Genomic DNA, 11,002 nt, shown 5'->3' with positions numbered 1-11,002 from the left:
GATTCCGCGCGTGCAGGCGTGCACCGGTTCGCGGTCATGCGGCGGTGAAATGCGCAAAGCCATCTACGCTCCTCGCATCCCCCACTCGCGGAGACACCGTGATGATGCGCGCCCTGCTGACCGCTTCCCTGTTGGTGGCTTTGAGTTTTCCGGCTTTTGCCGGGGTGACAGCCTTTTCCTCCGCGTTCAAGACCGAGGACGTCGCGGTGCCGGGCGCGAAGATCCATGTGCGGGTCGGCGGCAAGGGCCCGGCCGTGGTGCTGCTGCATGGCTTCGGCGACACCGGCGACATGTGGGCGCCGCTGGCCAATGACCTCGCCCGCGACCACAGCGTGGTGGTGCCGGACCTGCGCGGCCTGGGCCTGTCGTCGATCCCCGATGGCGGCTACGACAAGAAGACCCAGGCCGGCGACGTGCGCGCGGTACTGGCGTCGCTGGGCATCGAGCATTCGGTGGTGGTCGGCCACGACATCGGCACCATGGTCGCCTACGCCTATGCCGCGCGTTACCCGCAGCAGACCGACCGCCTGGTGGTCATGGACGCGCCGGTGCCGGGCATCGCCCCGTGGAACGAGATCGTCCGCTCGCCGATGCTCTGGCACTTCGACTTCGGCGGTCCGGACATGGAGCGGCTGGTGGCCGGGCGCGAGCGCATCTACCTGGACCGCTTCTGGAACGAGTTCGCCGGCGACCCGCGCAAGGTCGACGAGGCGACCCGCCAGCACTACGCCAAGCTCTACGCCCGCCCCGGCACCATGCACGCGGCCTTCGCGCAGTTCCGCAGCATCCGCCAGGACGCGCTGGACAACGAGGCGGCGGCGAAGACCCGGCTGACGATGCCGGTGATGGCCATCGGTGGCGAGAAATCCTTCGGCGCCAACGAGGCCATCGTGATGCGCAACGCTGCCGATAACGTGAAGGAAGTGGTGATCGCCGGGGCCGGGCACTGGCTGATGGAAGAGGCGCCGGCGGAGACCACGCAGACCATTCGGCAATTCATCACGCAGTGACGCCAGCGTAGGGCGGATAACGCTTGGGGCGTTATGCACCCTACGCGAATGGCGCGTGGGTCAGGCCTTTTTCGTCGACGGCAGCAGGATGGTCAGGCAGCCCAGCAGCGGCAGGTAGGAGCACAGCGTGTAGACGTACTCGATGCCGTGGATGTCGGCCAGGTGGCCGAGCAGGGCGGCGCCGATGCCGCCGAAGCCGAACATCAGGCCGAAGAACACCCCGGCGATCATGCCGACGTTGCCCGGCACCAGTTCCTGGGCGAACACCACGATGGCGGAGAACGCCGAGGCCAGGATGAAGCCGATGACCATGCTCAGCACGCCGGTCCAGAACAGGTCGACGTAGGGCAGCGCCAGGGTGAAGGGGGCCACGCCGAGGATCGAGATCCAGATCACCGTCTTGCGCCCGATGCGGTCGCCCAGCGGGCCGCCGAAGAAGGTGCCGGCGGCCACCGCGCCGAGGAACAGGAACAGGTACAGCTGCGAGCTGGCCACCGAGAGCTGGAACTTCTCGATCAGGTAGAAGGTGAAGTAGCTGGTGAAGCTGGCCATGTAGAAGTACTTGGAGAACACCAGCAGCGCCAGCACCACCAGCGCGGCGTTGACCCGGCCCTTCGAGAGACCGTGGGTGGCCTTGCCGCCCTGCTTGAGCTTGAACAGGTTCAGGTGCTCGCGGTACCAGCGGCTGAGGCCGTACAGCACCAGGATGGCGAACACCGCGAACAGGCCGAACCAGGCCACGTGGCCCTGGCCGTAGGGCACGATGATGGCCGCCGCCAGCAGCGGGCCGAAGGCGCTGCCGGCGTTGCCGCCGACCTGGAAGGTGGACTGCGCCAGGCCGTAGCGCCCGCCCGAGGCCAGGCGCGCGATGCGCGAGGTTTCCGGGTGGAAGGTCGACGAGCCGATGCCCACCAGCGCCGAGGCCAGGAGGATCGCCGGGAACGTGCCGACGAAGGCCAGCATGAGGATGCCGATCAGCGTGCACACGCTACCCGCCGGCGCCAGCCAGGGCTTGGGATGGCGGTCGGTGTGGTAGCCCACCCAGGGCTGCAGCAGCGAGGCGGTGAGCTGGAAGGTCAGGGTGATCAGGCCGACCTGGGTGAAGCTCAGGCCGTAGTTGGCCTTGAGCACCGGGTAGATCGACGGCAGCACGGCCTGGATCAGGTCGTTGATCAGGTGGGCCAGGGCGCAGGCGCCGATCACGCGCATCACCAGGGGGCTGGCTTGGCTGGCGACGGACGCGGCAGCCGTGGGGGCGGCAGTAGTGGACATGGGACTCCAGGCAGCAAGGTGCGGCCGGCACAGTGGTGCGGCCGTCGTTTTTAGCGGAGCCCTATGCTAGGCAGCGCCGCCGCGCCCGTCTTGCGAATTTCGGACTTCCGCTATCGAGAAACGGGCACTGTGCGTTGCCCGTCGCGGTTTTCACCCGCCGCAGCGCTTTAGCCCCTGGGGCACATCCGCTTCCAAAGAAGTATTCCGCATCGCCCGTGGCACCGTTATCGTGGCCGACAACCTCCCATCGGAGCCCGCCCCGCGATGAGCCGGACCCGCCAGCTGCGCCTGCCCAACGGCCTGCGCGCGACCCTCGCGCAGACGCCGGGCGCGGCCGCGGGCGCGGCGCTGGTGCGGGTGGCGGCCGGCAGCCATGACGAGCCGGCGGCGCATCCGGGCCTGGCGCACTTTCTCGAACACCTGCTGTTCCTCGGCGGCCGGGCCTATCGCGACGAACAGCGGCTGATGCCCTGGGTGCAGGCGCGCGGCGGGCGGCTGAACGCCAGCACCCGCGCGCGCCACACCGAGTACTTCTTTGAAGTGCCGGCCGCCGACCTGGGCGACGGCCTGCTGCGCCTGGCGGACATGCTCGAACGCCCGGCGCTGGCGCGCGACGCGCAGCTGCGCGAGCGCGAGGTGCTGGAGGCCGAGTACATCGCCCGTTCCGCCGACGCCGACACCCTGATCGACGCCGCCCTGGCCGCCGGTGTGGCGGCGGGCCACCCGTTGCGTCGCTTCGTGGCTGGCCGGCGCGCCAGCCTGGCGGTGGAAACCGATGACTTCCAGCGCGCCCTCGCGGACTTCCATGGCGGCTTCTACCACCCCGGCAACCTGGAACTGTGGCTGCAGGGCCCGCAATCGCTGGACGAACTGCAAGCGCTGGTGGAGCGGGCCTGCGCCGCGTGGCCGAGTCGAGCGCGGCCGGCACGCCAGGCGCCGCCGCCATTGCTGCCCTTCGCCCGCGCCGCGCTGGGCCTGCGCCTGCCCGGCACGCCGCGCCTGGTGCTGGCCTTCGCCCTGGAGCGGCTCGACGCCGCCGCCGAAGGCACCCTGGAACGCGTCGGCGCGCTGCTGGCCGAGGAGGCCGACGGCGGCCTGCTGGCCTACCTGATCGAACAGGGCCTGGCCGATGCCGCCGGCACGCGGGTGGCCTACCGCGCCGAAGAACAAACGCTGCTGCTGGTGAGCTTCGAACTGCTGGAGGCCAGCGCGGCGGGCGCCGTCGAAGCGGCTTTCCTCGACTGGCTGCGCGCCTTGCGCGCGTGCCCGGAGGCGCTGGATGCGGCGGACGAGTTCCCGCGCCTGGCGCCCCTGGAGCAGGTGCGCCGCCGCGCGCTCGGCCAGCCTTGCGCGCTTCGGCCCGGCTGGCTGGCGGCGCTGGATGCGGTGCACATGCTGCGCCTGCTGGTGGCGCCGGAGCTGATCGGCGAGCCCTGCGAAGTGGCCGGCTTCGCGCTGACCCTCGGCGCGGGGCCGGGTCCGCTCGCAGCCAGGCCGCCACTGCCCTGGAACTTCCCCGTGCCGCTCGCGCCGAGCACCTCACCGGCGGCCAGCGTGCAGGTGCGCTGGCGCTTTCCACTGGCGCCCCGGCGTGGCGACTTCCTCGCCTTGCGCCAGGCCCTGCGCCCGCTCGCCGGCCAGGCGCGGCTAGGTGGCGTCGAGTTGCGCCTGGACGCCGAAGCCGGCGACTGGGTGCTGGCCCTGCGTGGGCCGCGCGATCGCCTGGCGGACTGCCTTGGCGAAGCGCTGGCGAGGCTGACGAGTGCGCCCCCAGACGGTGAGCGCCTGCTGCGCCGCGAGGTACAACGGCAAGCCAGTGAATTGCCGATCCGCCGGCTGATCGCCGCGCTGCCCGAGGCCTTGTCTGGAGCCACCGATGCCGCGCCAGACTGGCCGGCCGCGCACTGGGACGCGTTGGCGGAGGGCATCGCACTGCCGCCGCCGAGCGCCTTCCCCGGCCAGCCGGCGCAAGCGCCCTTGCAGCCGGCCGCGCTACCCGGCGGTTGGCACTGGCGGCGCAGCCCGGACAGCGCCGAGGCGGCCCTGCTGCTGTTCTGCCCCTTGGCTGATCGCTCCCCGCCGGGCGAGGCGCGCTGGCGCCTGCTCGCGCGGGCGCTGGAGCCCGGTTTCCAGCGCCGCCTGCGCAGCGAGCTGGGGCTGGGCTACGCGCTGTACTGCGGCTTCCGCCAGGTCGCCGGCTGGCGCGGCATCCTCTTCGCCGTGCAGTCGCCCAGCGCCGAGCCCGAGGCGTTGCTGCAGCACCTGCGGGAGTTCCTCCAGGCCACGCCCCCTGTGCCGTGCGCGGGCGCCAGCCTGATCGGCGCGGCGACGCCGGACGACGCCTGGCTGGACCGCCTGGCCGGCATCGATACCGCTCACCGTGAACAGCTCGAAGCGGCGGCCCGCCAGCTGAGCGGCGCCGACCTGGCGACCGCCCACGCCGAACTGCTGGCCGCCACCGGCGGCTGGTGGCTGCTCGCCAACCGCGGCTGATCCCTCGCTACCTTCGCTGATTCCGCTACCCACGGCCCCCCGCCGGGCGTCGCCGTGCCTGCGACTTTGGTCCTGGGCCGCAAGGCCCGCTGCCAAGGTGCCGCTACCGTCGCGACCATCGCCCAGGGCCGCCCGGGGGAGGGGTGGCATGGCCTTGCGCAGCGCTCCCGGCGCCCCCACCCAAGCAGCGCGAAACCGCGCCCAAAGCGGCGTATGGCGCGGCCCGCCGGCTTTCGATAATCGCCCCGCCAACGACCTCGAGCGGTCATCCATTCCCTGCGGAGCGCGTCATGAACAAGAACAACACCGCCATTCGCCGTTTCCTGCCCCTGGCCCTGGCCTCGCTGGGCAGCCTGGGCAGCCTGCCCGCCGTCGCCGACATCACGCTGTACGACAAGGACGACACCACCTTCTCCACCGACGGCTACTTCAACGCTTTCTACGTCAACAGCGACGTCGACCGTAACGGCGAAACCTACGACCGCCGCCAGTCGCGGGTGAAGATGGGCTTCCTGCCCAACTACATCGGCTTCAACTTCGGCAAGAAGGTCGACGGCCTGACCCTCACCGGGCGCTCCTCGTTCTGGGTGACCATCAACGACAGCGAGCAGGACGGCACCGACACCGCCATCGACGTGCGGCAGTTCTACGGCAACGTCGCCGGCGACTGGGGCGAGGTGCTGATCGGCAAGGACTTCGGCCTGTTCTCGCGCTCGAACATCTTCCTCGACGAACTGCTGGCCGGCTTCGGCAACGCCAGCGACACCCTCGGCCTGGTGGACGGCAAGGGCGTGTCCTTCGGCAACATCGGCACCGGCTACCCGTACCCGTTCCCCACCTCGCAGATCACCTACCGCAACAACAACCTGGTGCAGGGCCTGCGCGTGGCGGTGGGGATCATGGACCCGATCGACACCAACCAGATCGACAAGGACGCCAGCGACGGCCTGGACGACAAGGCCTACCAGGACAACCCGCGCTACGAGAGCGAGGTGAGCTACCAGTTCGACCTCGGCGGGGCGCAGATCTACAGCTGGGTCAACGGCGCCTACCAGACCTCGAAGAACACCAACAGCGAAGTCGACGACGTCACCTCCAAGGGCCTGGGCTACGGCGTGCAGGCGAAGTTCGGCGGCGTCTCGCTGACCGGCTCGGGCTTCACCGCCAAGGGCATCAACCCGTTCTTCACCAACAACGCCGGCGAAGCCGCGCTGCGCGAGGTGGACAGCCGCGGCATGCTGCTGCAGGGCTCCTACAGCTGGGGCAAGAACCGCGTGGCGCTGTCCTACGGCAAGACCGAGGACGACGGCAACGGCCTGGGCAGCGCCGCCGACTACTCCACCCGTGGCGTCGCCTACTTCCGCACCATCAACGACAACCTGAAGCTGGTGGCCGAGTACAACCAGTACGAGATCGACGGGCGCAAGGGCTCTCTGGTCAGCGAGGACACCGACACCTTCGCCGTCGGCGCGGTACTGAACTGGTAACTCCCGAGCTCCTTTGGCAGTAGTTGGGCGGGGCGGCGGTGGCGTCGGTCCGCCGTTTTTTTGTGGGGGATGGTGTTCTGTCGGGAGAGTTGGTGTGGCTCTGGAGAGCGCCCTCTCCCTAACCCTCGGCTGCTCGCCCCGCCCTGAAGGGAGAGGGGACCGTTCGGAGTGCGCGGGTATTTCGGAGTCAGCCGGCAGCGCCGAAGGTTTCCGGCTGAAGCCAGGCCCTCTCTCGGCACGGACAAGCCCCCTCTCCCTTCAGGGAGAGGGCTGGGGAGAGGGTTGCGGACTCCACCTCCCGCTCTGTAGCCAACCCTGGTACCGCTTGTTCGCTGTAGGAGTTACACCTTTCGGAGGTGCCCGGCAGGACCCAAGTAGCATGGGGCCGCGCCGGCCGCCTTCGTAGAATGCTCGCGAGGTTCAACCGGTTTGAGGCAGGCGTATGCAGGAAGGGCAGGGGGAAGGCGTCGTCAGGGGCATGTCCAGCGCCCGCGACGTGGAGGCGGTGGCCCAGGACCTGGCGCGCCAGCTGATCCACCCGCACCTGGGCTTCGTGCTGTTCTTCTGCTCGGCGGAATACGACCTGCCGGCCCTGGCCGACGCCCTGGCGCAGTACTTCGGCGGCATCGAGCTGGTCGGCTGCACCACCGCTGGCGAGATCACCCCGCAGGGCTACGGGCGCGGCTGCGTCAGTGCGGTGGGCTTCGACCTGCGCAGCTTCGCCGTGACCAGCGCGCTGATCGACGAGATGGAACGCTTCAGCCTGATCGACGCCCAGCAGCTGGTGGAAGGCCTGGTGGCCGGCTGCCGCAGCAGCGAGCTGGCGCCGATCAAGGACCACAGCTTCGCCCTGACCCTGCTCGACGGCCTCTCCAGCCGCGAGGAAGTGGTGCTGGCGGCGCTCAGCGCGGCGCTCGGGGCCATCCCGCATTTCGGCGGCTCGGCCGGCGACGACAACCACCTGACCCACACCCACGTCTACTACCAGGGCCAGTTCCACACCGGCGCGGCGGTGGTGCTGCTGTTCAACACCTGGCTCGACTTCGAGGTGTTCACCACCCACCACGTGGTGCCGCGCGAGGAAAAACTGGTGGTGACCCGCGCCGACAGCGCCAGCCGCCGCGTGCTGGAGCTCAACGCCGAGCCGGCGGCGCTGGAGTACGCGCGGCTGATCGGCGTGGAGCCCCACGAGCTGACCTACGAGCTGTTCTCGCGCCACCCGCTGGCCGTGCGCATCAAGGACCAGTACTACGTGCGCGCCATCCAGCAGATGCACGACGACCTCAGCCTGACCTTCTACTGCGCGGTGGAGAACGGCATCGTCCTCACCGCCATGAGCACCGGGCCGCTGCTGCCCAACCTGCAGGCGCAGTTCGCGCGCCTGCACGAACGCCTCGGCCCGCCGCTGCTGACCATCGGCTGCGACTGCTTCCTGCGCCGCCTGGAACTGCAGGCGGCCGGCGCCACCGAGCCCACCGCCGCGTTTCTCCGCCACCAGCAGGTGATCGGCTTCAACACCTACGGAGAGCAATTCAATGGCATGCACGTCAACCAGACCTTCACCGGTGTCGCCATTGGCCAGCCCCGCTGCGGAGCCGCTCGCTGAGCTGCGGGCGCGCGTCGAGGAACTCGAGCGCGACAAGCTCAAGCTGCAGCGCATCAACGCCGCGCTGATCGAGCGCATCGAATCCAGCGCCTCGCGCGGCGACAGCGCCTACGGGGCGTTCCAGCATTCTGTGGTGCTCGCCGAACAGGTGCGCGAGCGCACCGACGCCCTGAGCCAGGCCATGGCCGAGCTGAAGTCCAGCAACCAGCTGCTCAGCGACGCCCGGCTACGCGCCGAGACCGCCCACCAGCACCTGCTCGACGCCATCGAAAGCATCTCCGAGGCCTTCGTGCTGTTCGACCCGCAGCAGCGCATCGTGCTGTTCAACGAGCGTTTCCGCGCGCTCTGGGCGCCCACCCGCGCGCGTATCGGCGCCGGCACCCGGCTGGCCGAGGTGCGCCGGCTGGCGCAGAGCAGCGGGCTGATCGTCGAGGAACAGCGCAGCGAAGACGACGAACACACCCTCTACCGCCTGCGCGACGAGCGCTGGGTGCGCATGAGCGAGCGGCCGACCCGCGACGGCGGGCTGGTGGTGCTCTACAGCGACATCACCGAGATCAAGCGCAGCGAGATCGCCCGCCGCGAGCAGGCCGTGGCGCAGAAGTCGCACCTGCTGCAGCGCGCCGTGGACAACCTGTCCCAGGGCGTGGCCATGGTCGGCGCCGAGGGCGCGCTGGAGCTGTGGAACCGGCGCTTCCTGGAACTCTGCGGGCTGGCGCCGATCGGCGCGCACCGGCCCTTCGTCGAAGTCATGGCCGAAAGCGGCCTGCCGCTGCTCACCCCGCGCAGCCGCGGCGACGACGGCGCGCCCCTGGCGGCGCTGGAGCAGCGCCTGTTCGACGGGCGCATGCTGGAAATCCGCACCCACGCGCTGCCCACCGGCGGCTTCGTCAACACCTTCACCGACATCACCGAGCGCTACCGCCACGCCGAGACGCTGCGCGAGAGCGAACGCTGGATACGCCTGATCACCGACCAGGTGCCGGCGCTGATCGCCTACCTCAGCGCCGACCTCAACTACGAATTCACCAACAAGGTCTACGAACAGTGGTACCGCTGGCCCAGCGGCTCGATGCTCGGGCGCAACCTGCGCGATGTGCACAGCGTGGAGCACTGCGCGCGCCTGGAGCCCTACTTCGAGCGCGCGCTGTCGGGCGAGAGCGTGACCTTCGAGATCGCCGAAACCAACCTCGCCGGCCAGGAACGCTACATGCAGCGCTCCTATGTGCCGAACCGCCAGGCCGACGGCCAGGTGGCCGGGCTGTTCGTGCTGATCCGCGACATCACCGAACGCCGGCGCACCGCCGAGGCGCTGCACCAGGCCTACCAGAACCTCGAACAGCGGGTGCGCGAGCGCACCGCCGAGCTGACCAGCCTGAACGACCAGCTCAAGCGCGAGATCGACGAGCGCAGCCAGGTCGAGGCGCGCCTGCGCGAGGCCAAGCGCGAGGCCGAGCAGGCCAACCTGTCGAAGACCAAGTTCCTCGCCGCCGTCAGCCACGACCTGCTGCAGCCGCTGAACGCCGCCCGGCTGTTCACCAGCGCGCTGCAGGAACGCGGCGACGGCGACGGCCTGGTGCGCAACATCAGCCATTCCCTGGAAGACGTGGAGAACCTGCTGGGCACCCTGGTGGACGTCTCCAAGCTCGACGCCGGAGTAATCAAGCCGGACATCAGCGCCTTCGCCGTCGGCGACCTGCTCGGCAACCTCGCCGCCGAATACCGTCAGGTGGCCGCCAGCGAGGGCCTGCGCCTGGACTTCGTGGCCTGCGACGCGCCGGTGCGCAGCGACCTGCAGTTGCTCGCGCGGATACTCCGCAACCTGCTCTCCAACGCCATCCGTTACACCCCCGGCGGCCGCGTGCTGCTGGGCTGCCGGCGGCGCAAGCAGAGCCTGTGGATCGAGGTCTGGGACACCGGCATCGGCATCCCCGCCGACAAGCTCGGCGAGATCTTCCAGGAGTTCAAGCGCGGCGACATCCAGCGTTCGCACCAGGACCGCGGGCTGGGCCTGGGCCTGGCCATCGTCGAGAAGATCGCGCGCATGCTCGGCCACCGCATCCACGTGAGCTCGGTGCCCGGCAAGGGCTCGCGCTTCGCCATCGAGGTGCCGCTGGCGCGCGGCGCGGTAAGGGCGCGGCCGGAAGCGGTGCAGCAGGCCGAGCAACTGGTGGAGCGCCTGCGCGGCTCGCGGGTGTGGGTGCTGGACAACGACGCGGCCATCTGCGCCGGCATGCGCACCCTGCTGGAAGCCTGGGGCTGCCGGGTGGTGACGGCGCTGTCGGAAGAAGACCTGGCGCGCCAGGTGGACAACTTCCACGCCGAATCCGACCTGCTGATCGTCGACTACCACCTGGACGACGGCTGCAACGGCGTCGACGCGGTGGCCTCGATCAACGCCCGGCGCGGCACGCCGCTGCCGGCGCTGATGATCACCGCGAACTACAGCAACGAGCTCAAGCAGCAGGTCCGCGAGCTGGGCCACACCCTGATGCACAAGCCGGTGCGGCCGATGAAGCTGAAGACCGCGCTGTGCCACCTGATGGACCGGACGGGCTGAACGCCCGCCAATTCGCGCGCATGGCGCGCTCCTACGGGGGCACCGGCGTCAGCATCCGCGTAGGGCGAATAACCGTTCGCGGTTATCCGCCGCCGGCCCGGGGCTCCGTGGGGGCAGTGGTGCCGGAGGGGTTGTTCATTGCGGCGGATAACGCTTCGCGTTATGCGCCCTACGACTCACGCTCCAGCGGGCCGTGCCCGCGAAATCGCGCGCATGGCGCGCTCCTACGGGGGCGCCGGCGTCAGCATCCGCGTAGGGCGAATAACCGTTCGCGGTTATCCGCCGCCGGCCCGGGGCTCTGTGGGGGCATTGGTGCCGGAGGGGTAGTTCATTGCGGCGGATAACGCTTCGCGTTATGCGCCCTACGACTCACGCTCCAGCGGGCCGTGCCCGCGAAATCGCGCGCATGGCGCGCTCCTACGGGGGGCACCGGCGTCAGCATCCGCGTAGGGCGAATAACCGTTCGCGGTTATCCGCCGCCGGCCGGGTTCCGTGGGGGCATTGGTGCCGGAGGGGTTGTTCATTGCGGCGGATAACGCTTCGCGTTATGCGCCCTACGACTCACGCTCCAGCG

6 protein-coding genes are annotated in these 11,002 nt (G+C 69.9%); 5 read left to right on the top strand and 1 reads right to left on the bottom strand.

Annotation, left to right across the window (positions count from 1 at the left end):
* Positions 1–101 precede the first annotated feature (101 nt).
* Positions 102–1,010, top strand: a complete 909-nt coding sequence (locus P3W75_RS13330; RefSeq protein ID WP_276227826.1) for an alpha/beta fold hydrolase — start codon at positions 102–104, stop codon at positions 1,008–1,010.
* 60 nt (positions 1,011–1,070) lie between these two features.
* On the opposite strand, the gene P3W75_RS13325 is transcribed toward P3W75_RS13330, so the two are convergent.
* On the bottom strand, positions 1,071–2,282 hold the full coding sequence (locus tag P3W75_RS13325; RefSeq protein ID WP_276227825.1) for an MFS transporter: 1,212 nt from the start codon (positions 2,280–2,282) through the stop codon (positions 1,071–1,073).
* Positions 2,283–2,546: 264 nt separating this feature from the next.
* Here P3W75_RS13325 and pqqF point away from each other — a divergent pair, with 264 nt between their 5' ends.
* The 4 genes from pqqF to nahK all read left to right on the top strand — a co-directional run bounded on the left by pqqF (position 2,547) and on the right by nahK (position 10,428).
* The gene (gene pqqF / locus P3W75_RS13320) at positions 2,547–4,775 is read left to right on the top strand and encodes a pyrroloquinoline quinone biosynthesis protein PqqF (protein WP_276227824.1); all 2,229 of its coding nucleotides are present in this window, start codon (positions 2,547–2,549) and stop codon (positions 4,773–4,775) included.
* Positions 4,776–5,065: 290 nt separating this feature from the next.
* A complete protein-coding gene (locus P3W75_RS13315; protein WP_276227823.1) occupies positions 5,066–6,262 on the top strand; it encodes a porin in 1,197 nt (398 codons plus the stop codon).
* 442 nt (positions 6,263–6,704) lie between these two features.
* Positions 6,705–7,868, top strand: a complete 1,164-nt coding sequence (gene nosP / locus P3W75_RS13310; protein WP_276227822.1) for a nitric oxide-sensing protein NosP — start codon at positions 6,705–6,707, stop codon at positions 7,866–7,868.
* Positions 7,798–10,428, top strand: coding sequence for a hybrid sensor histidine kinase/response regulator NahK/ErcS' (gene nahK / locus P3W75_RS13305; protein ID WP_276227821.1), 2,631 nt, complete (start codon positions 7,798–7,800; stop codon positions 10,426–10,428). The genes nosP and nahK overlap by 71 nt, the downstream gene beginning before the upstream one ends.
* Positions 10,429–11,002 lie beyond the last annotated feature (574 nt).

It is taken from the genome of Pseudomonas citronellolis (assembly GCF_029335315.1).
In the GTDB taxonomy this organism is placed as follows: Bacteria; Pseudomonadota; Gammaproteobacteria; order Pseudomonadales; family Pseudomonadaceae; genus Pseudomonas; species Pseudomonas citronellolis_A.
Note: the sequence above shows the minus strand (reverse complement) of the source record. Positions and strands in the feature narration are given on the sequence as shown.